Source organism: Mesorhizobium sp. WSM3626 (assembly GCF_000513935.1).
Classification (GTDB): domain Bacteria; phylum Pseudomonadota; class Alphaproteobacteria; order Rhizobiales; family Rhizobiaceae; genus Mesorhizobium; species Mesorhizobium salmacidum.
Genome location: NZ_AZUY01000018.1, coordinates 93,976 through 119,307, shown reverse-complemented (window position 1 = coordinate 119,307; position 25,332 = coordinate 93,976). Strand labels below are relative to the sequence as shown.

23 protein-coding genes and 2 pseudogenes are annotated in these 25,332 nt (G+C 62.6%); 12 read left to right on the top strand and 13 right to left on the bottom strand.

What is annotated here, in order from left to right:
* Nucleotides 1-202, bottom strand: a pseudogene (locus M653_RS1000000135595) (IS110 family transposase); the annotation flags it as partial.
* Nucleotides 203-460: 258 nt separating this feature from the next.
* On the opposite strand from M653_RS1000000135595, the gene M653_RS1000000137295 reads away from it, so the two are divergent.
* On the top strand, nt 461-730 hold the full coding sequence (locus M653_RS1000000137295; RefSeq protein WP_027144100.1) for a hypothetical protein: 270 nt from the start codon (nt 461-463) through the stop codon (nt 728-730).
* Nucleotides 731-747: 17 nt separating this feature from the next.
* On the opposite strand, the gene bmt is transcribed toward M653_RS1000000137295, so the two are convergent.
* Nucleotides 748-1,770 carry a betaine--homocysteine S-methyltransferase gene (gene bmt, locus M653_RS0115075; RefSeq protein ID WP_027144099.1) on the bottom strand — a complete coding sequence of 341 codons (1,023 nt, stop codon included), beginning with the start codon at nt 1,768-1,770 and terminating at the stop codon, nt 748-750.
* Between the two features lie 129 nt (nt 1,771-1,899).
* On the bottom strand, nt 1,900-2,757 hold the full coding sequence (locus tag M653_RS0115070; RefSeq protein WP_027144098.1) for a helix-turn-helix transcriptional regulator: 858 nt from the start codon (nt 2,755-2,757) through the stop codon (nt 1,900-1,902).
* 230 nt (nt 2,758-2,987) lie between these two features.
* Between M653_RS0115070 and M653_RS0115065 the strand changes: the two genes are divergently transcribed.
* Nucleotides 2,988-3,998, top strand: a complete 1,011-nt coding sequence (locus tag M653_RS0115065; protein ID WP_027144097.1) for a fatty acid desaturase — start codon at nt 2,988-2,990, stop codon at nt 3,996-3,998.
* Nucleotides 3,999-4,093: 95 nt separating this feature from the next.
* Nucleotides 4,094-4,921, top strand: a complete 828-nt coding sequence (locus M653_RS0115060) for a PhnD/SsuA/transferrin family substrate-binding protein (protein ID WP_027144096.1) — start codon at nt 4,094-4,096, stop codon at nt 4,919-4,921.
* On the opposite strand, the gene M653_RS0115055 is transcribed toward M653_RS0115060, so the two are convergent.
* From M653_RS0115055 to M653_RS0115045, 3 genes are all read right to left on the bottom strand, one after another.
* Complete coding sequence (locus M653_RS0115055; protein WP_027144095.1) at nt 4,886-6,241, bottom strand: Xaa-Pro peptidase family protein; 1,356 nt, start codon at nt 6,239-6,241, stop codon at nt 4,886-4,888. The two genes, M653_RS0115060 and M653_RS0115055, sit on opposite strands and share 36 nt — an antisense overlap.
* Before the next feature lie 9 nt (nt 6,242-6,250).
* Entirely contained in the window at nt 6,251-8,821 is a 2,571-nt protein-coding gene (locus tag M653_RS0115050; protein WP_027144094.1) for an FAD-dependent oxidoreductase, read from the bottom strand.
* Nucleotides 8,822-8,916: 95 nt separating this feature from the next.
* Nucleotides 8,917-10,494, bottom strand: a complete 1,578-nt coding sequence (locus M653_RS0115045) for a trimethylamine methyltransferase family protein (protein ID WP_027144093.1) — start codon at nt 10,492-10,494, stop codon at nt 8,917-8,919.
* 259 nt (nt 10,495-10,753) lie between these two features.
* Between M653_RS0115045 and M653_RS1000000136710 the strand changes: the two genes are divergently transcribed.
* From M653_RS1000000136710 to M653_RS0115020, 5 genes are all read left to right on the top strand, one after another.
* The gene (locus M653_RS1000000136710; protein ID WP_156938200.1) at nt 10,754-10,891 is read left to right on the top strand and encodes a hypothetical protein; all 138 of its coding nucleotides are present in this window, start codon (nt 10,754-10,756) and stop codon (nt 10,889-10,891) included.
* Nucleotides 10,892-10,987: 96 nt separating this feature from the next.
* Nucleotides 10,988-12,148 carry an MFS transporter gene (locus M653_RS0115035; protein ID WP_027144092.1) on the top strand — a complete coding sequence of 387 codons (1,161 nt, stop codon included), beginning with the start codon at nt 10,988-10,990 and terminating at the stop codon, nt 12,146-12,148.
* Between the two features lie 100 nt (nt 12,149-12,248).
* Nucleotides 12,249-14,318, top strand: a complete 2,070-nt coding sequence (locus tag M653_RS0115030) for a prolyl oligopeptidase family protein (RefSeq protein WP_027144091.1) — start codon at nt 12,249-12,251, stop codon at nt 14,316-14,318.
* A gap of 245 nt (nt 14,319-14,563) precedes the next feature.
* Nucleotides 14,564-15,943, top strand: a complete 1,380-nt coding sequence (locus M653_RS0115025) for an aspartate aminotransferase family protein (RefSeq protein WP_027144090.1) — start codon at nt 14,564-14,566, stop codon at nt 15,941-15,943.
* 250 nt (nt 15,944-16,193) lie between these two features.
* Nucleotides 16,194-16,838, top strand: coding sequence for a cytochrome c oxidase assembly factor Coa1 family protein (locus tag M653_RS0115020; RefSeq protein WP_027144089.1), 645 nt, complete (start codon nt 16,194-16,196; stop codon nt 16,836-16,838).
* A gap of 282 nt (nt 16,839-17,120) precedes the next feature.
* On the opposite strand, the gene mmsB is transcribed toward M653_RS0115020, so the two are convergent.
* The 3 genes from mmsB to M653_RS0115005 form a co-directional block, all read right to left on the bottom strand.
* Nucleotides 17,121-18,005 (bottom strand): 3-hydroxyisobutyrate dehydrogenase, encoded by an 885-nt coding sequence (gene mmsB, locus M653_RS0115015; protein WP_027144088.1) that lies wholly within the window; start codon nt 18,003-18,005, stop codon nt 17,121-17,123.
* A 79-nt stretch (nt 18,006-18,084) separates the two neighbouring features.
* Nucleotides 18,085-18,453: a four helix bundle protein gene (locus tag M653_RS0115010; RefSeq protein ID WP_027144087.1), complete on the bottom strand. Its 369-nt coding sequence runs from the start codon at nt 18,451-18,453 to the stop codon at nt 18,085-18,087.
* A gap of 27 nt (nt 18,454-18,480) precedes the next feature.
* Nucleotides 18,481-19,647, bottom strand: coding sequence for an isobutyryl-CoA dehydrogenase (locus M653_RS0115005; RefSeq protein ID WP_027144086.1), 1,167 nt, complete (start codon nt 19,645-19,647; stop codon nt 18,481-18,483).
* A gap of 144 nt (nt 19,648-19,791) precedes the next feature.
* Here M653_RS0115005 and M653_RS0115000 point away from each other — a divergent pair, with 144 nt between their 5' ends.
* Together M653_RS0115000 and M653_RS0114995 are read left to right on the top strand one after the other, a co-directional pair.
* Nucleotides 19,792-20,406, top strand: coding sequence for a dimethylsulfonioproprionate lyase family protein (locus M653_RS0115000; protein WP_027144085.1), 615 nt, complete (start codon nt 19,792-19,794; stop codon nt 20,404-20,406).
* Complete coding sequence (locus tag M653_RS0114995; protein WP_027144084.1) at nt 20,406-21,881, top strand: cobyric acid synthase; 1,476 nt, start codon at nt 20,406-20,408, stop codon at nt 21,879-21,881. Before M653_RS0115000 ends, M653_RS0114995 begins: the two co-directional genes overlap by 1 nt.
* Nucleotides 21,882-21,890: 9 nt before the next feature.
* Here the strand turns inward: M653_RS0114995 and M653_RS0114990 are convergent, their stop codons facing one another.
* The 4 genes and pseudogenes from M653_RS0114990 to M653_RS0114975 all read right to left on the bottom strand — a co-directional run bounded on the left by M653_RS0114990 (nt 21,891) and on the right by M653_RS0114975 (nt 24,225).
* A complete protein-coding gene (locus M653_RS0114990; RefSeq protein WP_027144083.1) occupies nt 21,891-22,310 on the bottom strand; it encodes a VOC family protein in 420 nt (139 codons plus the stop codon).
* Between the two features lie 125 nt (nt 22,311-22,435).
* Nucleotides 22,436-23,112: pseudogene (locus M653_RS1000000134440) on the bottom strand (AraC family transcriptional regulator).
* A gap of 105 nt (nt 23,113-23,217) precedes the next feature.
* The gene (locus M653_RS1000000135580; RefSeq protein WP_084636692.1) at nt 23,218-23,388 is read right to left on the bottom strand and encodes a hypothetical protein; all 171 of its coding nucleotides are present in this window, start codon (nt 23,386-23,388) and stop codon (nt 23,218-23,220) included.
* Nucleotides 23,389-23,439: 51 nt separating this feature from the next.
* Nucleotides 23,440-24,225 carry a TSUP family transporter gene (locus M653_RS0114975; RefSeq protein ID WP_027144082.1) on the bottom strand — a complete coding sequence of 262 codons (786 nt, stop codon included), beginning with the start codon at nt 24,223-24,225 and terminating at the stop codon, nt 23,440-23,442.
* A gap of 118 nt (nt 24,226-24,343) precedes the next feature.
* Here M653_RS0114975 and M653_RS0114970 point away from each other — a divergent pair, with 118 nt between their 5' ends.
* Entirely contained in the window at nt 24,344-24,775 is a 432-nt protein-coding gene (locus M653_RS0114970) for a TerB family tellurite resistance protein (RefSeq protein ID WP_027144081.1), read from the top strand.
* Nucleotides 24,776-24,849: 74 nt separating this feature from the next.
* Complete coding sequence (locus tag M653_RS1000000134435; RefSeq protein WP_051442683.1) at nt 24,850-25,305, top strand: NUDIX domain-containing protein; 456 nt, start codon at nt 24,850-24,852, stop codon at nt 25,303-25,305.
* Nucleotides 25,306-25,332: the final 27 nt, after the last annotated feature.

Here is a 25,332-nt window from a genome sequence, read left to right as displayed (position 1 = left end):
ACGCGCGCAACTCCCGCGCCCAGTAATGAGCCGCGCCACAGGCCTCCATGCCAACCTTCAGTGGTGGAAGCCCCGCAAAGAAGGCGAGCACCTGATTGCGCCGCAGCTTCTTGCGCAATACAGGCTGTTCGGCTTCATTCACCCCATGCAACTGGAAAACGCTCTTTGACGTATCCATGCCAATGCGAATAAGTTTATCCACGGACGGTCTCCCTTGTTGAGATCTGCAACGACCTCATTCTGGCACATTGCGACGCCGTCGGGGGCCGTCCACCCCAACACGTACCTAAGTACGCTCCGCTCCGGTTCTCGAAAGTCACTGTTTTCGGCTCGGCCTGACCTGAATCTCAACAGATCCTAGGGCAGCGCGCCGGATCATTAAATTGCGCTGCATTTCCGGTACCGGATCGCAATTTCCTCTCGCTACACCGGTCATGTCTAAGGCTTGAGGGAGCCCGAATTGCAGATCAGAACCATCGCCAACTCTACTCCGCCGGCACGGGATGCTTCGGCGGTTTCGTCAGCCCCGTCAGCCGAATCCAGACGCATCAGCGATGATGTCGCGCAGGCCCGTCACACCGCCATGTCGGCACTGACCAACGACCGCTTCGGCGCCATGCTGGAGCACATTTCTGATCCCGGCGCATCGGGTGCGCTTGCAACAATGCGCGGCGACAATGTCGTCGATTTCAGGTCGGCGCAGTCGAGCTACGCCGACAACAGCGAATAACCGAAAAAGAAATCGCGTCAGGCGCGGGTGCGCCGCCGCTCGCGGCGGGCTTCGCTGGTCTCGGCCGTGTTTGCCGTCGCCACCTTGTTGCGCATCGGGCCGATGCGCTCGACGATTTTTTCGACCGTCGGACGAGCCGCTTTGGTGTGGGCGTCGAGCGCCTTGCGCATCGCGGCCAGATGCTGAAACGAGGTGCCGCAGCAGCCGCCGATGATTTTGGCTCCGCCATCCACGGCGAGCCGGACATAGTCAGCCATCAATTCCGGCGTGCCGGAATAGTGGATCTCGGTGCCACGGAATTCAGGGATGCCGCAATTGCCCTTGACGATGACGGTCGCCTCCGGCTTCGCCTCGGTCATGTCGAGCAGCGAGGCCAGGATGTCGGAGGCACCGACACCGCAATTGGCGCCAACGCCGAGCGGGGCTTGCGACAGGCCATCGGTGACGCCGTGGATATCCTTCGGCAACAGGCCCATCATGGTGCGGCCGGCGGTGTCGAAGGAGCCGGTATAGGTGTAGGGCATGCCGACGCGGATGGCGGCTTCGGCGGCGGCGCGGATCTCGTCGGGCGCCGACATTGTCTCGATCCAGGCGACTTCGGCGCCACCTTCCTTGAGACCCTCGATCTGCTCGGCGAAGGCGTCGACCGCCTCGTCATAGGTCATGGTGCCAAGCGGCACCAGCAATTCCCCGGTCGGGCCGACCGAACCGGCAATGATCACCTTGCGGCCAGCCTTGTCGGCAACGGCCCGCGCAATCTCGGCCGCGCGCTTGTTCAGCGCATGCACGCGATCCTGCGCATGGTGCAGCTTGAGCCGGTGGCGGGTGCCGCCGAAGGAGTTGGTCAGGATGATGTCGGCGCCGGCGTCGACAAAATTCTGGTGCAGGCGGGTGATGGTGTCGGGCGCGGTTTCGTTCAGCAGTTCCGGCGCCTCACCGGCCTCCAGACCCATGGCGAATAAATTCGTGCCCGTGGCGCCATCGGCCAGCAGCACACCCTTTTCCGCCAGCAGCGCATCGATCGGATTGGGCGTCGTCATCGGATTGGCTTTCATGTCCTGGAATTTGAATAAGGATATAAAGAAGTCTTTATGTCTAGTCAATCAAATTGCGACGTCGGAATGGCAGGCATAGAGGCGGATCTGACGATCCCGCGGTATCCAGCGCGCTCAGACAGTGCCTGCTGCGAACGACATACCGGCCAGATTGCGTGCGAAAGCGGCCGCTTCGTGCGGGTTGATGTCGGCGGCGCGGATCAGATTGTCGAAGTGTCGGGTCAGGGCCTGGACCGGCTGGGTGGCGTTCAGCACCACATACATGTCTCCGACATAGATGGCGGCGCGATAGGGGCCGAAGATGGTGAGCGGGATGGAATAGCGCATGCGGCCGTCGTAGAGGAACAGGCGGAAGGTCGGATAGAGGTCGTCGAGCAGCATCGCCATATGGGCAAGTTGCTGCTGGCGGTCTGCCGCCGGGAAACGGTCCCACACACCGAGGCCGCGGGCGAAAATCTCCAGCGTGTGGCGCGGCATGCAGACTTCCATGTCGGTTTCCGGACGCCGGTTGTATTCGATGCGGTATTGCGTCTCGCTGGCCTGCGCCAGGCGACTCCTATTGGTGATGTTGGCCTCGTAGTCGACGAGCGCGCGAGTGCGCAGGAGATCGGGGATGCCGGCCGGCACATAGCGGATCTTGGTGCCGGCCGCTTCAGCGAACCATTTTGCCAGCAGCGTGCGGTCGAAGCCGTCGGGCGCTTCCTCGATCTCGAGGCTTTCGCGGATTTCGCCGGTCACGCCTTCGTCCTGGCTGAGGCCAAGCAGCCAGTCCAGCGATACCTTGAATTCGGCGGCGATGTTGAGCAGCGTTTCAGCGCGCGGCAGGCGCGTCGAGGCGCCCGACATCAGTTGCGACAGCGCCGACCGATCGATGCCGACTGCTGACGCGAAAGCCGACTGATTGAGGTCGGACCTTGTCAGGAGTAGCTTCAGACGCTCCCGGAAGATCGTCGACAGATCGCGCTTGTCCATGCCTTTGCTCCCGTCTTCTGGAGGAAAAATTTGCGCCGGGGCTGGGTGAATAGGCGCTCAAGGCGTAAATTAATCCCTAAGTCTGTTTACAATGTGCAATATATGCGGTCAAAAATGCGCAATCGCAACATTTTGTGCACTTTGTCGCGTTGAGTGGAATCACTTCTCCTGACACAATACTGTCAGGAACCAGTTGGGGTTCCGGCGACTGAGGGACAGTGGTCGATAGCATGACTGGCAAGAGCATTCGGCGAAGCAGCAGACCGGCCATCGAATGGCCGACCGTGGTTCTCGCATTCTTTTGCTACGGCACATGGTTCGCCGCCGGTCTCTTCCTCTGGCCATCCAATCCCATCCTGGCTCTTATCGTGATGGCCGTTACGCTGGCTCTGCAGTCCTCGATCATGCATGAAGTGCTGCACGGTCACCCGACCCGCAACGCCCTCCTCAACGAAGCCTTCGTCTTCCTGCCGATCGGCCTTGCCTGGCCGTTCCGCCGCTTCAAGACCATTCATCTGCGCCACCATGCGGACGAGCGGCTGACCGATCCGCTGGACGATCCCGAGAGCTACTATAAGGCTCTGTGGCATCACGAAGAATTGCCGCCGCTGATGAAATTCGTGCTGAAGATCAACAACACCATGGCCGGTCGCCTCGTGCTTGGACCATGGCTGTCCTGCATCGGCTTCTTCATCGATGACGCCAAGCAGGCGATCGCCGGCGACAAGGCGATCCGCAAGGCCTGGCTGCTGCATGCGATCGGCCTTGTCATGGTGCTGCCGGTCGTAGAGTTCGGGTTCGGCATGCCGGTCTGGCTCTATGTGCTGGTGCCGGTCTGGCTCGGCCAGTCGCTGATCTCGATCCGCACCTATGCCGAGCATCAGTGGTCGGAGCATCCGGAAGGCCGCACGGTGATTGTCGAGCGCTCGCCGCTGTCGCTCCTGTTCCTCAACAACAATCTGCATTTTGTCCATCACAAGAGCCCGACCATCGCCTGGTACCGGCTGCCGAAGCTGTTCCGTGACCGGCGCGAGGATTGGCTGCGGATGAACAATGGCTATGCCTACCCGAACTATTTCGCACTGGTCAAAGCCTATGCCTTCAAGGCCAAGGAGCCGATCGTGCACCCGGTTCTGCGGCGCGCCCCCGAGCCGGGCAGGGCGTTCAAGCCGCGCGTCAGGGCGCGCAACATCAATGGGCTTGGCACGGTGCCGGTCCCGGCCGAACCGCCCAAGGAATAGCATCCGCGGATAGCGTGGATACCGTGTCGGCCAATTCTGATTGGGCGCCGCGTTTTTTGCGATCCTTTCTCCCGACTTCGTGGTTTGATATCGGCATGAGCGAATTGATTGCGGCTTTGCCAATGTACGACTGGCCCGAAGTGCGTGGGGAAGTCGATGCGCAGTGGACGTCGTTGCGCGATGCCTTCCGGCGGAAGGGTGTCGATGCGCCGCAAAGCATTGTGCGCCGCAATGGCGACCTGCCGGTCGTGCCGGGTGGTATCCATGAGGCTCAGGGGGGCCTGATTGCTCCGGATCCTGCGACGCTGCCGCCGGACGAATTCGATTCTCATAAGCTCTGGCTGCATCCGGCACTGTTGTTCGCGCAGGCCTGCTGGGGGCCGATGGAACTCGGCCTGTCCCGGCATGTGCAGGTGGTTGGCCAGCCAAGCTATGACGCCTATGAGGGCGGACAGGGCGAACTCTATTCGAGCGCGCTGGTTATGCGGGCAGGCGAGGGACCGGAGGTTCGGTCGCCCGCCGACGGCAAGGCCTTGCTGCCGCTCGATCTCATCCGAGAGAGGCGCTTTACCTTCAACAGCCTCGATTCCATGTCGGGCATCATCGCGCTGACGCGCGACCTGGAAGCGGCCGGCGAAAACCTGGACATATTTTCATCGAGCGGCGAAAGCGGCGGCCATCGCGACTCGATCGTGGCGGTCGCCGAAGGCAGAGCGGATATCGCGGCGATCGACTGCGAAAGCTGGGCGCTGGCGCAGCGTTTCGAGCCGGCGGCGCGCAAGGTCGTGATCGTCGGCTGGACGGCACGACGCAAAGGCCTGCCTTACATCACCGCCAGGACGACGCCGGAAAAGACCATGCGCTCGATGCGCGAAGCGCTTGCCGGACTAGCCGAGCAGCCTCGCATCCAACGGGTAGGTTGAAAGCTGTTCGTTGCCGGCCTCGGTGATCAGGATCTGCTCCTCGATCTTGACACCTTCGCGTCCGCCCAGCCGGCCGATATAGCTTTCCACGCACAGCACCATGCCTGGTTCAAGCACGCCATCGGGCGTGTCTGGCGTCCAGTCACTGGCATGCGGCAAAGTTGGATATTCGTCGGCCAGTCCAACGCCGTGGTAGAGCACGCCGTAGCGGGTCGGGAAGCAGTCTCCCGGCGGGATGGCTGAGCGTTCGACAAGGTCGCGGAACGAGACGCCGGGCTGCATCAACGCGATGTTGTGTTCGATCTGATCGGCTGCGATGCGGAACAGGTCGCGCTGTTCGTTGGTCGGCTTTGTATCGCCGCACAGCCAGGTGCGCGAGAGATCGGCGCAGAAGCCGTAGGGGCCGATCAGGTCGGTGTCGAAGGCGACGAGGTCGCCCGCCTCGATGTTCCGCGACGAGCATTCCTGGAACCACGGATTGGTGCGCGGTCCCGACGTCAGCAGCCGCGTTTCGATCCATTCGCCGCCGCGCGCGATGTTGCCGCGATGGAGTTCGGCCCACAATTCGTTTTCGGAGATACCGGGCTTGAGCGCCTGTTCCATCTCGCCCATGGCCGCCTCGCAAGCGTCGATGGCGCGGCGCATGGCGAGGATTTCGTCCGGTGATTTGATCAGCCGTGCATTTTCCATCACCGCTTCGCCGTTACCAATGGAGATACCAAGGCGGTGGAGTTCTTCAACGCCTTCCGGGTTGATGTGGTCGACGGCGATGCGGCTGTTGCCGCCGCCGTGCTCCCTGACCAGATCGGCGATACCGGTGGCCCAGCGGCGGACTTTTTGCTCGGTCAGTTCGCCGCTGTAGAGATACATCCACGACACCGCCGGCCGCACTTCGTCGACGATGCCGGAATGGTCTGACAGGTGCTCGCAGGAAAAGTAGTCGAACAGCACCACCGGCCCGTCGGTGGCGACGAAGCAATGCCGCGTCGGGTTGTGCGCGACCCAGAGCTGCATATTGGTAGAGTCGGTCGCGTAGCGGATGTTGACGGGATCGTAGAGCAAGGCGCCGGCGTAGCCGCGGCGCCTCAGCTCGGCACGGATGCGCTCGAGCCGGTATTTTCGCATCGCCGACAGGTCGGGCGCGGCAATACCTGCCGCCGCCCATTCCGCTTCAGCTTGTGCACCATAGCCCAGCACATGCTGGTTGAGCGAAGCCGCCTTCTCGCGGGAGGCTTCGCGCAACGCTTCGATCGAGCCTGATACAAACGGCATGATCTTGCGGTGGTGGCCGAAGCTTCCCTTTGGCGCCCCGCTATCCATGACGAAACCTCAGGTTCGCATCTTCTCGCCGCTGGGGTCGAAAGCCGCTTCGACATTGATGCGGGCCGGGCGGCGGGATCCAAGAATCTCGATCTCGAACAGTCCGGCACTTTCATCCTCGGCGAGGGCTGCCGGCACATAGCCTTGTGCCATCGACTTCTGCACGTAATGCGCATAGCCGCCCGACGTTACCCAGCCGACCACACGCCAGTCGCCATCGACGATGCCGCGCACGGCGGACGCGCCTTCGGCGGCCTTTGAACCGCGTATTTCCTGGCCTGATGTGTCGAAGCGCGGCGCACCGTAGCCATGTGGCTTTTCCACCGTGCCATAATCCTTGCTGACCTTGGCCCAGATCGGCTCGTCGCCCATTACGTCGGCGTCCGCTGCATCGACGATGAAGGAGACGCGGCGCAGTTTTGGCCCTCGCGCCTGTTCCTTGGCGGCGGCTTCACGGCCGATGAAATCGTTCTTCTCAAGCTTGATGAAGCGGTCCATGGAGCCTTCGAACGGCCCGTAGATCGGCCGCAACTCGCGGAACCAGGTCGGAAAATTCTTTTCCAGACGCATCGACAGCAAGGCGCGCATGCCGAAATCAACGACGCCGAATTCTTCGCCGGCATCCTTGATTGCTTTATAGACGAGGCGCTCATAGGCCGGCGCCATCCAGATCTCGTAGCCGAGGTCGCCGGTGTAGGTGATGCGGTTGACCAGGCAGGGCGCGCCGCCGACCGCCATCTCACGGAAATCCATGAAGCGGAAGGCCTTGGTCGAAATGTCGACATCGACCAGTTTCTGCAAGAGGTCGCGGGATTTCGGACCGGCGATGGAGAGGCCGACCAGTGTCTGGTCGAAACGGTGGATGCGCACCGATCCGTCTTTGGGCAGGTGCTTTTCGAACCAGCGCATGTGGTACTTCTGCGCCGCCGACGAACCCCAGATCATGAAGCGGTCCTCGCCGGCCTTGGCGATGGTGAAGTCGCCGATCAGCTTGCCGAACTCGTTGATCATCGGCGTCAGCACGATGCGGCCGGTCTTCGGCATGCGGTTGGTCATCAGCCGGTTGAGGAACTCTTCCGCACCCGGTCCCGACACTTCGTATTTGGCGAAGTTGGCGATCTCGGTGACGCCGACGCGCTCGCGCGTGGCGCGCACTTCCTCGCCGATCGGCCCAAAATCGTTGGAGCGGTGGAAGGAGACGACGTCCTTCGGCTCCTTGCCCTTGGGCGCGAACCACAACGGGGTTTCGAGGCCCCACGAATCACCCATGACGGCGTTGTTGGCGAGCATGGTGTCGTAGAGCGGCGTCGTCTGCGCCGGGCGGGCGGCCGGCAGTTCTTCGTTGGGGAAGCGGATCGAGAAGCGGCGCGAATAGTTTTCGCGCACCTTGGCGTTGGTATAGCGCAGGCCGGCCCATTCGCCGAAGCGGGCGACATCCATGCCCCAGACGTCGAAGCCCGGGTCGCCGTGGACCATCCAGTTGGACAGAGCGAGACCAACGCCGCCGCCCTGGCTGAAACCGGCCATCACGGCGCAGGCACACCAGAAATTGGTCAGTCCCTGAACCGGGCCGACCAGCGGGTTGCCATCGAGCGCGAAGGTGAAGGGGCCGTTGATGATCTGCTTGATGCCGGCCTTCTCGATGCCGGGGAAATGCTTGAAGCCGATTTCCAGCGACGGTGCGATGCGGTCGAGGTCGGGCGGCAGCAGTTCATGGCCGAAATCCCACGGCGTGTTGACCGGCGACCACGGCTTGCAGGCCTTTTCATAGGTACCGAGCAGGATGCCGTTGCGCTCCTGGCGGGTGTAGATCTCACCCTTGAAGTCGAGCACGCCGATCATTTCGCGGCCGGTCGACTTGTTGAACTCCTCAACCTCCGGCATCGGTTCGGTAAGCAGATACATGTGCTCCATGGCCAGCACCGGCAGCTCGACGCCGACCATGCGGCCGATCTCGCGCGCCCACAGGCCACCGCAGTTGACGACATGCTCGGCGTGAACCATGCCCTGTTCGGTGACGACATTCCAGGTGCCGTCCGGCTGCTGCGTCAGGTCGACCACACGGTTGCGCAGCACGATTTCGGCGCCGAGTTTTTTCGCCGCCTTGGAATAGGCGATGGTGGTGCCGGAGGGGTCGAGATGGCCTTCAACCGGATCCCACATGGCGCCGACGAAATTGGTCTCGTCCATCAGCGGGAACATCGCCTTGGCTTCGGACGGCGTGATCAGTTCGGTGTCCATGCCGAGATAGCGGCCCTTGGCGTGGGCAAGGCGCAGGAAGTCCATGCGCTCGGGCGTATCGGCCAACATCACGCCGCCTGTCAGGTGCAGCGAGCAGGATTGGCCCGAGATCTCCTCGATCTCCTTGTAGAGCTGGACCGTATAGGCCTGCAGCTTGGCGACGTTCGGGTCGCCGTTCAGCGTATGGAAGCCGCCGGCGGCGTGCCAGGATGAGCCCGAGGTGAGCTCCGAGCGCTCGATCAGCATGATGTCGGTCCAGCCGGCCTTGGCCAGATGATAGAGCACCGAGCAGCCGACGACGCCGCCGCCAATGACAACCGCTTTTACATGGGATTTCATGAAGATAGGTCCGTTTTTGAAGAGATTGAATCAGCTAGGTCAGTCCGCCGCGACTGGCCTCGATCGTAGAAGCCAAAGGTCACTGCGGCATACGATCAAAAGTCGGTCGGCGCGCCGCCTTCGGCCGTGCGCTTCTGGACGAAGGCGTTGAGCTCCTCGCGGATGGCGGGATCCATGTAAGGCTCGTCATAGGACGCCAGCCGCTCCTTCCAGACCTTGTTGGCCTTTTCCAGCGCCGTCGGCGAGCCGGCTTCCGCCCAGGTCTCGAAATTGCGCCAGTCCGAGAGGATCGGCGAATAGAAGGCGGTCTTGTAGCGGTCCTGAGTGTGCTGGGTGCCGAAGAAGTGCCCGCCGGGGCCGACCGACTGGATGGCATCGAAGCCGAGCGCCTCTTCGGAGAGGTCTAGCGGGGTCAGGAATTCGGCCACCATCTGCAAGAGGTCGATATCCAGAATGGTCTTCTCGTAGGAGCAGCGCAGGCCGCCCTCGAGCCAGCCGGCGGCATGCATCATCAGATTGCCGCCGCTCTGGACCGCGCCCCACAGCGAGAACACGCTTTCATAGGCGGCCTGCGCGTCGACCGTGTTGGCGGCGCAGGTGTTGGAGGTGCGGTAGGGAATGTTGTAGCGGCGGGCAAGCTGGCCACCGACCAGCTGCGCCTTCATGTATTCGGGCGTGCCGAAGGCCGGCGAACCGGACTTCATGTCGACATTGGAGGTGAAGCCGCCATAGCCGACCGGCGCGCCCTTCCTGACCATCTGGGCGAAGGCAATGCCGGACAGTGCTTCGGCATTCTGCTGCACCAGCGCACCGGCGATGGTGACGGGAGCCATCGCCCCCGACAGGGTGAAGGGCGTGACGATGACGACCTGGCCCTTGCTCGACATCTGGATGATGCCTTCCATCATCGGCACGTCGAGCTTGAGCGGCGAATTGGTGTTGATGATGGTGAAGACGGACGGCTCCGTGAGCAACTGCTCATGGCTGATGCCGCGCGCGATGCGGGTGATCTCGATGCCGTCGACATTGCGCTCCTTGCCGAGCGAATAGATGTGGAACACCTTGTCGGTCAGCGTGGCGAGGTCGCGGATGCATTCGAGGTGGCGCACCGACGGGTGGATGTCGGTCGGCTCGACCGGATAGCCGCCCGTGCAATTCAGGATGTTGTGCATCTGGGCCAGCCGCAGGAAATTGCGATAATCCTGCTGGTTGCCCGGCCGGCGGCCACGATCGATGTCGGAGCAATTGGGCGCCGACGCCATCATCGAGATGATCAGATTGTCGCCGCCAAAGCGCACATTGTGGGCAGGGTTGCGGGCGTGGATGGTGAATTCGGACGGGCAGTTCGACACCAGCTCCAGGATCATGTCGCTGTCAAAGCGCACGCGCTCCGAGCCCTCGCGCACATCGGCGCCATGCGCCTTCATGATGCTGCGGGCTTCGTCGTGCAGAACGTCGACACCGATTTCGCGCAACACCCGCAAGGAAGCGAGGTGGATCGATTCCAGCTCGTCCTCGGAAACCAGCTTGGTCGGCGTCAGCGGATTTTTCAGCTGGCGGAAAGCCGGCTGCTCGAACGCGGCCGAGCCACCGGCGCGCTTTCCGGCGCGACCGCCCCGGCGGGCACGGTCGGGCGCCAAAGCCGGCTCTGAGGGTTGTAGGGCGGCGGTCATGATGGTCCTCGTAGAATGCGATAACGGGCGGCATAATGGACCGGCGCCCGCCCGGCCATTGCGGAGGCGGCGACCACTAGGGCGAGGGAAGCGACATGCCGGAACGGCAGTTGCGTGGACGCGACATCCGCCTTGATCATCCATCCGTTGGCGCAAGCGGATCTTGCTTGCCGGCCCTTTCTTTCCGCCGATCGAACCCGCAGCTAGTGGAGCCTGTCGGCAGGGAGGTCAGCCGGCACCTCACACATGGAATGACAGCATGGTCGCAACCGGCTCGAGCGAAGGCGAAGCGGGAACAGCGATCGGACCACTGGGATTGCCGACCGTGATCGTCGCCCTCGACGCTTTGCTGGTCGCCTTCGCGCTCTATAGATCGGCCAGCCGCAGAAGCTCCTGACAGGGTCTGGCTGGAGCCGAGCGTCGGTTCGGGCCGCGGGACTTACTCCCATCGGACCGAACCGCTAAGTCTGCAACCACGACAGCATTATGGATCATGGACTTGGTGGACACGAGAAGCGACGAGACGATGCAGTGGGCGGCGATCACCGGTGTGATCGCAACCGTGTCCGTGTTCGCCATCGCGCAGGGCCTGTCCTATCCGCTGTTGAGCTTCATCCTGCAGCGCCAGGGTGTCTCGCCGGCGATGATCGGCCTGTCGGCGGCAATGACGCCTGTCGGCTTCATCCTGTCATCGCCGCTGATACCTGGCCTGGCAAGGCGGTTCGGGGCAGGGCGCACGGCGCTCACCTGTGCCGCACTCTCGGCTGTCGTGCTGGCGCTGATCGGCTGGACGCAGAACGTCTATCTCTGGTTTCCGCTGCGCTTCCTGATCGGCGTAGTGACCAACCCACTCTATGTGCTCAGTGAGATCTGGGTGATCGCGCTCGCACCGCCGGCCCGGCGCGGCCGCATCATGGGTCTCTATTCGACGATCATTTCCGCTGGCTTCGCGACCGGCCCGCTTTGCCTGCTTGCCGTCGGCACGGAAGGCTGGCCGCCGTTCCTTGTCGGCATTGGCGCCTTCGTGCTCTGCGGCTTCCGCCTGGCATCGGTTCTGCCGCGGCTGCCCAGGGTGGACGAGGCCGGGCATCAGGTTTCGGTGATGGGTTTCATGCCTCTCGCCTGGCTGCTTCTGTCGGCTGTGGTCGTGGCCGCCGGGTTCGAGCAGGCGGTGCTGGCGCTGCTGCCTGTCTATGGCACGTATCATGGCATCGCGGAGGCTCGCATGTCCGCGCTGCTGTCGGTCATGATTGCCGGCAACATTGCCATGCAGGTGCCGCTTGGCCTGCTGGCCGAGCGGCTGACGGCCCGCCTGGTGCGCTTCATCTGCGTCTCGCTGACGCTGTTCGGTTGTGCGCTGCTGCCGGTGCTGATCGATACCCCGCTGATCTGGCCCTGCGTCTTCGTCTGGGGCGCGGTGTCCTACGGCATCTACACGATGTCGATCATCGAGCTTGGCGAGCGTTTTACCGGCTCGGCGCTGGTTGCCGGCAATGCGGCATTCTCCTTGATGTGGGGCGTCGGCGGCATTCTGGTCCCGCCGCTTACCGGCGGCGTGATGGATGTGTTTGGTGCGGTCGGCCTGCCGGTCACGCTTGGTGCGATCTGCGCTACGCTGGCCTTGGCGACGATCATCCGCCGGCGGGTGCTGTGAAGCAACGTGACGTGGACCGCAAAAGACCATATCGCATCTTGAATGTCGGCGCCGCCAACGCGATGTAGGCAAGGCCGCCCAGAATCCCCCGGAGACCTGCATGAACTCTTCGACGATCAAAGCCCAGCTCTCTCAGAAGGCCGGCGATCCCTTCCTCTGGCTGGAAGACAGGACCAGCAAACAGTCGCTCGACTGGGTGCACAGCCAGAACGAGGTCACGGTGGCGGAATTGCAGGGCGATCCATCCTACCAGGTTTCGTTCCAGACGGCACTCGACCTGATGACGGCCGAGGACAATATCGCGGTTGGCGCGGCAATCGCGGGCCATGTCTACAATTTCTGGCAGGACAAGAACAATGCGCTCGGCCTGTGGCGGCGCACGACGGTCGCTTCCTACAAAACCGACAAGCCCGACTGGGAGACGATCATCGACTTCGATCAACTGGCGGCGAAGGAGGGGATAAAGTGGGTGTTCGGCGGCGCTGTCAGGCTCTATCCAGATTTCAATCGCTGCCTGGTCTCGATGTCGCCCGATGGCGGTGACGCCAGCGCGATGCGCGAGTTCGACATCGCGGCGAAGTCCTTCGTCGAAGGCGGGTTTCAGGCGCCGGCCTCGAAATCGGGCTTCGGCTGGCTGGACGAGGATACGGTGATCGTCTCGGCCGCATTCGAGGAGGCCGACAAGACCGAGTCCGGATATCCGCGTGTGGTCAAGCTCTGGAAGCGCGGCACGAGGTTGGAAGAGGCGACGCCGATCTTCGAGGGAAAGACCGAGGATCTTGCCGTTGGCGCTGGGGTCGAGTTCGATGGCAAAAAGCGTGACCTGTTTCTGGCGCGGACACTCAACTTCTTCGCGTCGCACAGTTTCCTGCGCCTGCCTTCGGGAGAGAACCGCCGCATCCCGCTGCCCGACGACGTCACCGACACCGCGCTTTTCAGGGATCAACTGGTGTTTGGAGTGCGGACGCCATGGACGGCGCCGGACGGCACCGCATGCCAGCCGGACGGGATTTATTCGATCGATTTCGCGTATTGGATCGAAACCGGCAGTTTTGGCCCGATCGAGACGTTGCTGGCGCCGGCATATCGCGTCTCGATCGCCGGTATCAGCCGCACGCAGGACCGACTGTTCATCAACCTGATGGACAATGTGCGTGGCAAGGTTCTCGTTTGCGAGCGTAGGGACGACGCCTGGTCGCTGAAACCTGTCGCGCTGCCCGAAAACGGCACTGTCGGCATCAGCCATGCCGAGCATTTCGGCTCCACCGTCTCCTTCTCCTTCACCGATTTCCTGACGCCTAGTTCGATCATCTGGTCCGATGACGATGGCGAGACGCTCGCCACCGTGAAGTCGCAGCCGGCGCGCTTCGATGCCTCGCCGCTTGTCTCGGAACAGTTCGAGGCGCGCTCGAAGGATGGCACGATGATCCCTTACTTCGTGGTCAGGCGGCGCGACCAGAATGGGCCGGTGCCGACGCTGCTCTACGGTTATGGCGGTTTCGAAGTGCCGCTGTTGCCCGGCTATGCCGGCGTGCGCGGCAGGCTGTGGCTGGAGAAGGGCAATGCCTATGTGCAGGCGTGTATTCGGGGCGGTGGCGAATTCGGCCCGGCTTGGCACCAGGCGGCGCTGAAAGGCAAGCGCCAGACCGGCTTCGACGACTTTGCCGCGGTGGCTGAGGATGTCGTTAGGCGTGGCATCGCAACGCCTGCCTCGCTTGGCATCCAGGGCGGCTCCAATGGCGGCTTGCTGACGGGCGCCTCCCTGACGCAGCATCCCGAGCTTTTCGGCGCCGTCATCATTGAGGTGCCGCTGCTCGACATGCTGCGCTACACCGAACTGCCGCCGGGCGCTTCGTGGATGGCCGAATATGGCGATCCGTCAAAGCCGGAAGACGCCAAATGGCTTTCCGCCTATTCACCCTACCAGCATGTCAAGGCGGATGCCGCCTATCCCCCGGTGCTGCTGACCACCTCGACCGCGGACGACCGGGTCCATCCGGGCCATGCGCGCAAGATGGCGGCCCGCCTGCAGGAAGCCGGACACGGCAAGACGCTGTTCTTCGAGGAGACCGAAGGCGGTCATGGCGGGCGCGGCGACCGACGGCCGCAGGCGGCGCAGACGGCGATGAAGTATGTATTCCTGCAGCGGGCGCTGAGCGGCGAAGCCTGACATCATGCCATGGCCCCACTTGAGCAAAGGGTGGTTCACCTCGACCGCCCTTTGCTCTAAGGTGCCTTCATGGCTCTCGCTAGATTATCAGCTCGCGCATTCCGGGTCGCGGTGACGCCATCGTCACGCACGCTGCGCGCCGAGCTTTTGCGGCTGTGCGCCCGTATCGGCTATTCGCCACCTGCCGTCCTCTGACGAATTCGCCCCGGCACCGCCGGAATGATTTCAGAGGAAAGATCAAATCAATGACCTATCAGAATTATTCGCTGAAGCAGCTTCAGCAGATCGATGCCGCGCATCACTTGCATCCTTTCACCGACCATAAGGAGCTGCGTGAGGCCGGCGCGCGCGTCATCACCCACGCCAAGGGCCCGTTCATCTACGATTCCGAAGGGACGGAACTGCTGGACGGCATGGCCGGCCTGTGGTGCGTCAATATCGGCTACGGCCGTGACGAACTGGCCGAGGCCGCCTATGCCCAGATGAAGGAATTGCCTTACTACAATTCCTTCTTCAAATGTTCGACGCCGACGCCGGTGCTGTTGTCGAAAAAGCTGGCCGAGATCGCGCCACGCAACGTCAACCAGGTGTTTTACGGCTCGTCCGGTTCGGAGGCCAACGACACCGCGTTGCGCCTCGTGCGCCACTATTGGGTGCTGGAAGGCAAGCCGGAGAAGAACCGCGTCATCTCGCGCAAGATGGCCTATCACGGTTCGACCATCGCCGGCACTTCGCTCGGCGGCATGGATGCCATGCACAAGCAGCTCAACGGCGCGGTGCCCAATATCGTCCATGTGATGATGCCCTACGCGTATGAGCTGGCTCTGCCTGGCGAAAGCGATCACGATTTCGGCCTGCGCGCGGCAAAGTCCGTCGAGGATGCCATCATCGAGGCTGGCGCCGACAAGGTCGCGGCTTTCATCGGCGAGCCGGTGATGGGGGCGGGTGGCGTCAAGATCCCGCCGGCGAGCTACTGGCCCGAAGTGCAGCGCATCTGCCGCAAATACGACGTGCTTTTGATGCTGGACGAGGTCATCACCGGCTATGGCCGGACAGGTGAGTGGTTCGCGGCCCAGACCTTCGGCATCGAACCGGATACCATCACCACGGCCAAGGCGCTGACATCGGGCTATCAGCCGCTCTCGGCGCTGCTGGTTGGCGATCGCATTGCCTCGACGCTGGTCGAGAAGGGCGGCGAGTTCAACCACGGCTACACCTATTCGGGGCACCCAGTGGCCTGCGCCGTGGCGCTGAAGAACCTCGAGATTATCGAACAGGAAGGCCTGGTCGATCGCGTCAGGAACGACACCGGACCGTATTTCGCCAGGGCTTTGCAGGAGCGTATCGCCGGGCAGGATCTGGTCGGGGAGGTGCGTTCGATCGGCCTGATGGGTGCGATCGAGATCGTCAAGGACAAGGCGACGAAGGAACGCTTCCTGCCGTCGGGAAGTGCCGCGGTGACGGTGCGCGATCATGCAATCGCCAATGGCATGATGCTGCGCGCCACCGGCGACACGATGATCCTGTCGCCGCCGCTGATCTGGACCCGCGACACCATCGACATGGCCTGCGAGCGCATCGGCAAGGCGCTCGACCTGGCGCAGGCCGACCTGCGCAGCCGATAGGAGCAAGCCTCGATTGGGCGTTTCCACGAAGAAACGCCCAATCCCCCGGAAATATGCGTCATGGCCGGGAACGAATTTCGTCGCGGCCGAACGGTCGATCAGTGCCGCGCTGAAGCCGGCCGGCCGCGCCGTGAAGGCAAATTTTCGCCGGCTTTCGACAAAGGGTTGAAGGGGGCGTCGCGGAACTTCTTTGCGCATCGTCGAAGTCATGCGCTAGAACCAATCGGCATACGCACCGATGGGGGACAACATGGCCGGACAACCGCTCAACCAGCCGGCTGAAATTCCAGCCGAACTCGATCGCTGGAACTGGGGCGCCTTCTTCCTCAACTGGATTTGGGGCATCGGCAACAGCACTTTCATCGCGCTGCTGGCGCTAATCCCCGTCGTCAACCTCATCATGATCTTCGTGCTCGGCGCGCGCGGCAGCCGCTGGGCCTGGCGGAACCGTGCCTGGCGCGACGCCGAGCAGTTCCGCAAGACGCAGCGCAATTGGGCGATTGCCGGCCTTGCCGTCTGGGTGGTCAGCATCGGCGGCTGTGCGACCATGGTCGGCAGCATCCCCTTCGTGCTCAAAGGTAGCGACGCCTTCCGGATGACCATGGACGCCGTCCGCGCCGACACCCGGGTGAAGGCCGCCATTGGCGACGATGTGACCGACAATTTCTGGGTCGGAGGCCACCTCAGCGTTAATGCGAATGGGGCGGGCGATGCCCAGTTCAGCATTCCCGTCCACGGCGTCACGGGCAAGGGCACCGTGTTTTCCCATCTGGTTCGCAATGCGGGGACTTGGACCACTCGCCTGCTCGTGGTCCGCGTGGACGGGCTCGATGCACCGATTGTGCTGACCAATGAAGATCACGTGCCGATCCCGGGCGCGGCGATCGGAATATAGACGGATCGTCGATAATAAAGGGGTCGGAAACGCAAAAACCGCGCTCCATCGGGAACGCGGCTTTGCCAGATACGCATGGCGTTTCGCTACGAAGACACTTGCGAAACTTACGGGCTCCGGTACGCGAGACCTGATCCGGAGCGCCGGGCGGATGCGATATATCCGCCTCGCAATCCGTTTTATAGGGACATCGTTACCGCGGAGTTATCGAGAGCTTAAGCAAATCTAAATTTGCCGCTCTTTCCCTGGGAATATCCGAAAAAGCTCTATCGAATCCGTCACTTACGCTGAATTGCCGCGCAGAAAATTAATTATGCCGGAGAAATCCGCGCCGCCATGTCCCTGGGCGTTGAACAGGGCATAGAGCTGCGCCGCTTCGGCGCCGAGCGGCGTCACCGCGCCGGCGCCAAGCGCTGCTTCCTGGGACAATTTCAGGTCCTTCAGCATAAGAGCCGCAGCAAATCCCGGCTTGTAATCCTTGTTGGCGGGCGAAGTGGGAACCGGGCCGGGCACCGGGCAATAGGTGGTCAGCGACCAGCACTGGCCTGACGACGTCGAGGCGACGTCGAACAGCGCCTGATGCGACAGGCCGAGTTTCTCCGCCAGCACGAAGGCCTCGGCGACGCCGATCATCGAAATGCCGAGGATCATGTTGTTGCAGATCTTGGCGGCCTGGCCGGCGCCGTCGCTGCCGCAATGGACGATGCGCCCGGCCATCGGGTTCAAGATCGGCTCGGCGGCGGCGAAAGCACCATCGGAACCCCCGGCCATGAAGGTCAATGTGCCGGCCGTGGCACCACCGGTGCCCCCCGAAACCGGCGCATCGATCGACAGCAGGCCATGCTTCGCGGCAATCGCATGCGCCTTGCGTGCCGAGTCCACGTCGATGGTCGAGGAATCGATGAACAAGGCATTTTTCTTCGCCTTGGAAGCGATGTCCTCATAGACCGACAAAACATGCTTGCCGGCGGGCAGCATGGTGATCACCACGTCGGCATCCTTCACCGCCGCGAGCGCATTGGCCATGACAACGACGCCATGTTCACGCGCGACGGTGAGGTTTTCCGGCATCAGATCGAAGCCATGCACTGTATGGCCCGCCTTGACCAGGTTTGCGGCCATCGGATTGCCCATATTGCCGAGGCCGATGAAGGCGATGGTGGTCATAGTGGCGCTCCGTGATTGGGTAAGCGGCAGTAGGCGGTAGGCGTAGGCAGTAGGCAGTAGGCAGTAGGCAGTAGGCAAACTATTGCGGCGCAAGTCTGCTGATGAGTTGGCGAAGCATTTTTCCGATGCCCTCGGTTGCTAACAGCATGCGGTCAGCTTGATCATGCGTGGCAAGACCGATGCGCTCAGCGATCTGGAGGTGGGTCTCCAACTCCTTCAGCGAGCCTTGGGCGATCCTGAGAAATTGCTGATATGAGCCTCGATTGTCCCGGCCATAGCCTTCTGCAATGTTCGCAGGAATAGAGGTTGCAGAGCGGCGGATTTGGCTGGTCAGGCCATACAATTCCTCTTTAGGCCACGCTTTAGTCAAGGCGTATGTCGCGACGGCCAGATCCATCGCCTGCTGCCATACGATAAGATCCTTGTACGAATTGATCGTGCCGGTCATCTGCCTACTGCCTACTGCCTACTGCCTTTACCGGCCGATCAGCGCGCGCGCGATGATCACGCGCATGATCTCGTTGGTGCCTTCCAGAATCTGGTGCACGCGCAGATCGCGCACCAGCTTCTCGATGCCATAATCATGCAGATAGCCGTAGCCGCCGAGCAATTGCAGCGCATCGTTGGCGACGTCGAAGCCGGTGTCGGTGACGAAGCGCTTGGCCATCGCCGACCATTTGCCGGCGTCCGGCGCCTTGCGGTCGAGCTTCGAGGCCGCCGCATAGAGGAAGATGCGCGCGGCCTGCAACTCTGTCTCCATGTCGGCAAGCCTGAACTGCAGCGCCTGGAACTGGTTGATCTTCGAGCCGAAGGCCTTGCGTTCGGCCGTGTAGGCCAGCGCCTTGTCGAGCGCCGACTGGGCGCCGCCCAGCGAACAGGCGGCGATGTTCAGCCGGCCGCCGTCGAGCCCGGCCATGGCGATGCCGAAACCGGCGCCTTCGCCCGACAGGAGATTCTCCGCCGGCACCTTGCAGTCCTCGAAGATGACCTGGCGGGTCGACTGCATATGCCAGCCCATCTTGTGCTCGTTGGCGCCGAAGGAGAGGCCGGGCGCATCCCTGGGCACGACAATGGTGGAGATGCCTTTCGGGCCGTCGGCGCCGGTGCGTACCATGACGGCGTATACATCGCTGTCGCCGGCGCCGGAGATGAACTGCTTGGCGCCGTTGAGAACATAGTCGCCGCCGCTCTTCACCGCGCGGGTCTTCAATGCAGCGGCATCGGAGCCGGAACCCGGCTCGGTCAGGCAATAGCTCGCCAGCCATTCCATGGAGGTGAGCTTCGGCAGGAAACGCCGGCGCTGTTCTTCATTGCCGAAACGGTCGATCATCGAGGCCACCATGTTGTGGATCGAGATGAAGGACGAAAAGGCCGGATCGGCATGTGACAGCGCCTCGAAGATCAGCACAGCGTCGAGTCGGCCGAGCGCGGAACCGCCGACGTCGTCCTTGATATAGATGCCGCCGAGGCCGAGCGGTCCGGTTTCCCGGATCACGTCGGCGGGGAAGTGTTTCCTGCGGTCCCAGTCGAGTGCATTCGGCGCAACGCGATCGGCGGCGAAGGCCTGCGCCATCTCCTGGATGGCGCGCTGTTCCTCGTTGAGTTCAAACTGGCTGGTGCTCGCATCGACCGCGGCGTCCATGGCGTGCTCCCTATATGTTGGCCAGCTAGCCCGCTGGCCTGTCGTTTTTGGCTTTGCGCGCGCACCAATCTAGACCAATGATGCCGCCACGCAACCCGACCCGCCGCGGAGCGGCTGTGCACCAATGCATGGCCGGAGCAAGATGTGACGACAAAATTCGACGAACTGCTGGAACGGTTCCACGCCTACCTTGCTTCCGTCGACGACGCCCTGGTGCGCGAGGCCGTGGCGCGCACAGGCTGGGACATGCCGGCCCGCGATCTGGAGCCGTATGCGCTTGGTTGCCTACGCCATCTCGATCGCTCGGCTGAGCTGGCGCCGATGGCCGCGAAACCCCTGGTGCAATTGCTGGCACGGCAGCGCAACGACCTCCATTGGGGGCAGACTTACGGCGAAGCGGATTTCGGGAAAGGTTTCATCGACAATTATGGCTGGCTGGAAATGTTCGGCACGCGCGGCCATTTCGCCAATGACGTTGTCGCGGCCGGGCTGCTGATCCTTGGGCCCGGGATCGTCTATCCCGACCACCACCACGTTGCCGAGGAGATCTACATTCCGTTGACCGGCGGTACGGAATGGCGCATGGGCGAGGGCGGTTTTCGCACGCGTGAAGCCGGCGAGGTCGTCCACCATGCCTCCAATGTCAATCACGCCATGCGGACTGGCAAGGAACCGCTGCTGGCGCTCTATATCTGGCGCGGCGGGCCCCTGGCGCAGAAGTCCAGGGTCACCGGAACCGTAACTCAGGGCCAGAGCTGATGGCCAAAGCGATCATGCTGCAAGGCACGGGCTCGGATGTCGGCAAGACGGTGCTGGTCGCCGGGCTGTGCCGCGTCGCCAGGAATCGCGGCCTGAAGGTGCGGCCGTTCAAGCCGCAGAACATGTCGAACAACGCTGCCGTTGCCGATATTCCCGGTGACAACAACCATGGCGGCGGCGAGATCGGCCGTGCGCAATGGCTGCAGGCGATCGCTTGCGGGGTTGCACCGTCGGTCCATATGAACCCGGTGCTGCTCAAGCCGCAGACCGATGTCGGCGCCCAGGTCATCGTCCAGGGCAAGGTGTTCGGCGAAGCGAGGGCGCGCGACTATCAGGCGCTGAAGGGCCGGCTGATGGACGCCGTGCTGGATTCCTGGGCCAAGGTCGACGAGGGCGCCGACCTCGTCATCGTCGAGGGCGCCGGTTCGCCGGCCGAAATCAACCTCAGGAGCCGCGACATCGCCAATATGGGCTTTGCCACGCGCGTCGACGTGCCGGTGGTGCTGGTCGGCGACATCGATCGCGGCGGCGTTATCGCCTCGGTCGCCGGTACGCATCTGATCCTGCCGGAAGAGGACAGGCGCATGATCGTCGGCTACCTCATCAACAAGTTCCGGGGCGATGTTTCGCTGTTCGATGATGGCCTGAGGGCGATCGAGAAATTCACCGGGTGGCGCTGTTTTGGCGTCGTGCCGTGGCTGAAGGCGGCGGCGCGGCTGCCATCCGAGGATTCGGTGGTGCTGGAGCGGCTGGCGTCCGGTGAGGCGCGCGCGTTGAAAGTGGCGGTGCCGATGCTTGGCCGCATCGCCAATTTCGACGATCTCGACCCGCTCAAGGCCGAACCGCAGGTCGAGGTGGTGTTCGTGCCGCCGGGGAAGAAGCTGCCGGCCGATGCCGGGCTGGTGGTCATTCCCGGCTCCAAGTCGACGATCGGCGATCTCCTGAAGTTTCGCGAGAATGGCTGGGATCGGGATTTGGCGGCGCACCGCAAGCGCGGCGGCCATGTCGTCGGCATTTGCGGCGGTTTCCAGATGCTAGGCCGAATGGTGCGCGACCCCAACGGCATCGAAGGCAGCATCACCGATGCCGAAGGGCTGTGCTTGCTTGATATCGAAACGGTGATGGAGCCGGAAAAGACGGTGCGCAATGTCAGTGCCCGCTCTGTGCCGTTCGACTTGCCACTCGAGGGCTACGAGATCCATCTCGGCCGCACCACCGGCCCGGACACCGTGCGGCCGTCGGCGATCATCAACGGCATCGAGGATGGTGCGATCTCCGCCGACGGCAAGGTGATCGGCACTTACATGCATGGCCTGTTCGGCGCTGATGCCTTTCGGGGAAAATTCCTCGAAAGTCTTGGCATCAGGGGCGGCGGCATCGACTACCGCGCCGAGGTCGAGCGGGCGCTGGACGAGGTCGCGGCCGAGCTGGAAAACCATCTCGACTGCGATGCGATTTTCGCGCTGGCACGTTGAAGGTCCAAATCAGGCCTTTTCATCTGCTTTCGGCCAGTAGGTGCCGAGCGACCAGACATTGCCTTCGGGATCGCGGCAGATGAATTCGCGGCTGCCATAATCGCGGTTCGTCAGTTCCTGGATGATCGTCGCGCCGGCCTTCCTGGCCTTGGCGTAAGCGGCGTCGGCATCGTCGACGGCGATATAGATCGACTTACCGCCGCCTGAACCGGGTTCGCCGACCATCTTGCCGTAGTCGTCGTCGCGCACCGTGCCCAGCATGATCATCGAAGAGCCGAAGACCAGTTCGGCATGATGCACGACATCGCCTTCGCCGTAGCGGGCACGGACGCTGAAGCCGAAGGCTTCGCCCAGCCAGTCGATCATCCTTGCCGCATTCTTGTAGCGCAAAGCAGGGTAGAGCCGGGGTGCTTCAGTGGTGGCGGGCATGGGAACCTCCTTCGTGGGGTGATCGATAAATCCCTGTTTGTGCATGTGTTGTCCCAAACTGCAGCGCATTTTTGGGCAACATGCATCACTCTGTTCGAAGGCCGTTCCAGCGTCTTGAAGAAATGTTACCTGACCGAAAGTGCCGTTGGCGTCTCGCCTGCAAACTCGCGGAATTCGCGCACAAGATGCGCCTGGTCGGCATAGCCGCAATCGGCGGCGATGTCGGCCCAGTCGGCGGTCGACTGCCTCGACAGGCCGAGCGCCCGGTTGAAGCGGACGATTCGCGACAGCGTCTTGGGGCCAATGCCGGTCGCGTCGGAGAATTTGTCGGCGAGCTGTTTGCGGCTCCAGCCCAACCGTTCGGCAAGCGATGCAATCCGGGTCCGGCCGCCTGATGTGACGATACGGTCATAAGCCCAGGCGATTTCCAGCGGCGTCTCAGCGGCGCTCTCAAGACGAGCGGCGACGAAGGCCTCGGCAAGATCGAAACGCGCCGTCCAGTCAGGCGCGTTGCCGAGCTGTTCGCGCAGCGCCATGCCTTCCGCGCCGAGCACGTCATCGAGCACGACCATGCTGTCGGTCAAGTCGCTCATCGGCAGGCGGAAGAAGCGGCGTGCGCCAAGAGGGGTGAAATTGACTTGGATGCAGCAGGCGCCGCCGAAGGATTCGATCATTACCGGACCGGCAAAAAGGCCGGCGGCGAAACTGGCGAAGCGGTCATTGTCATCAGGCGCCGGCGCATTTCGAATAGCCCCGATATGGAGCGATCCTGTTCTTTTCGGCGCTGCATCTCGATTGGCATTGGCCATCCTTCCGCCAAGCCAAATCTAGCAGAGCCTGCATCAGAATCAAAAACGCCCGGCTTTTGGCCGGGCGCTCTCGGTCCCCACTTGTCGAGGGAAACTTGTCAGGCGCCGCGCATCAGGCAGCCGGCGGCTAGGACGATGTAGGCGACGAGCACGATCCACACCGATGCGAGCGGAATGAACGCAAAAACGCCAAGCGCGGCAAGAATGCCGATGATGGCGATGACCAGGGAAATGATGAAAACAATCTGAGTAGGCGCGCTGAGATTCATGTCTGGCTCCTCCAACATGATTCGAACAGCGATATTGTAACAGGCGCGTGATCACACACCAATCATGACACGCAGCGGGTTGGCCGGATCCGCCAGCAGCTTCACCGCCAGAGCCACGCAGACGATGACCAGCAGCGGCTTGATCAGCTTGGCGCCGATGCGCATAGCGAGACTGGCACCAAGCCGGGCGCCGAGGAACTGGGCAACGCCCATCATCAGGCCGACCTTCCAGGAGATGACGCCGACAGCGGCAAAGACGATGAAGCCACCAATATTGGAAGCGAAATTGAGCAGTTTGGTGTGCGCCGTCGCCTTGAGCACGCCGCAGCCGGCGAGCGTCACGAAGGCCAGCATGTAGAAGGAACCGGCGCCCGGCCCGAACACGCCGTCATAGAAGCCGATGGCCGGCACCACGGTCACGCCGAACAGGAAGGGCGACAGGCGCTCGGCCCGGTCGACATCGTTCATGTTGGGCTTGAGCGCGAAATATAGCGCGATGGCGATCAGCACCAGCGGCAGGGCCGCGCGCAACAGGTCGCCGGGCACGATCGTGGCCAGCAACGCGCCGACGGCACCGCCGGCAAGTGCCAGCAGCGCCGATGGCAATTGCCGGCGCAGGTCGACATGGCCTTTCGAGGCATAGTGGATCGTCGCCGACCCGGAGCCGAACATGCCTTGCAGCTTGTTGGTTCCAAGCGCTTCGACCGGCGAGAAACCGGCAAGCAGCAACGCCGGAATGGTGATCAGTCCGCCGCCGCCGGCAATCGAATCGACAAAGCCCGCGGCAAAAGCCGCGAGGGCAAGCATGGCGATGGACTGGATGCTGAGGTCGATCATCTGATCTGTCGAGATGTCCGGTCGGCTGAGATAGCGCGCGTTCGACCACGACCACCCCGTTTGCGCAAGGCCGATTCCGCGCTAATTCTATTGAAGAGGAATCGGAAAGGGGCCGTTCATGCCATTCGCGTTGCTGGACCAGATACGCTCGATCTTCGACGGCGACCCGGGCGTGCGCAAGGTCGCGGACGATCCCGTCCTGTCGGCGGAACTGCTGATGCTGTTCCGGATGATCCTGGCAGATGGCACAGTGAGCGAGAGCGAGATGGTTGCCTTCCGGCGCATCTGCAAGGATGCCTTCGGTATTCCGGAGACCAGCATCGATGCCGTCATCGAATATCTCAACGAATTCGGCTACGAGACCAACGGCTCGCAGGCGATCGCGCTGTTCCGCGATCTCGACGTCGAGCGGCGCAAGCAATTGGCCCAGCACATGGCGGAGATCGCCAAGGCGGATTCGCAGCTGGCCGAAACCGAGGTGCGGCTGCTCCGCCGCACGCTCGATTTGCTCGACATCAGCCCGGTCGATGTGGTGAAGCCGGAGGATTGACACTGCGTGAGACACCCAATCGCCAGCGCCGAGGGGCTGTTTGTGTGAGCTTCGCCGATAGCTATCTGGGATAATTGCGGGCGCTGATCGGCGACCGTCTGGTGCTGATGCCGGGTGCTCGTATCGTCATCGAACGCGCAGACGGCAGCATTCTCCTGCAGAAACGAACCGATTTTGGCTTGTGGGGCTTGCCCGGCGGTAATGCCGAGGAAGGCGAGGGCCTGGAAACCCTGGTGGTCCGAGAAGTACTTGAGGAAATCGGCTTGGTCGTCAGCGATGTCGAGCCGTTCGGGTTCGGCTGCGACCCGAATTATGAAACCTTCCAGTTCCCGAATGGCGATCGCGCGCAGTTCTTCGCACTGATGTTTTACACGCGCCGCTTTGAAGGCGAGCCGGCCGTCACCGACGACGAGAGTAGCGCCGTCGAATGGTTCTCGGTCGACAGCCTGCCTGAGATGCTGCCAAACATGGCGCGCAGCGTCGAGGCCTATCTCCGGTTCAAGACCACCGGAAAATTCCAGATGATCTGAGCGGGTCCCACGCACGCCACTTTGGGC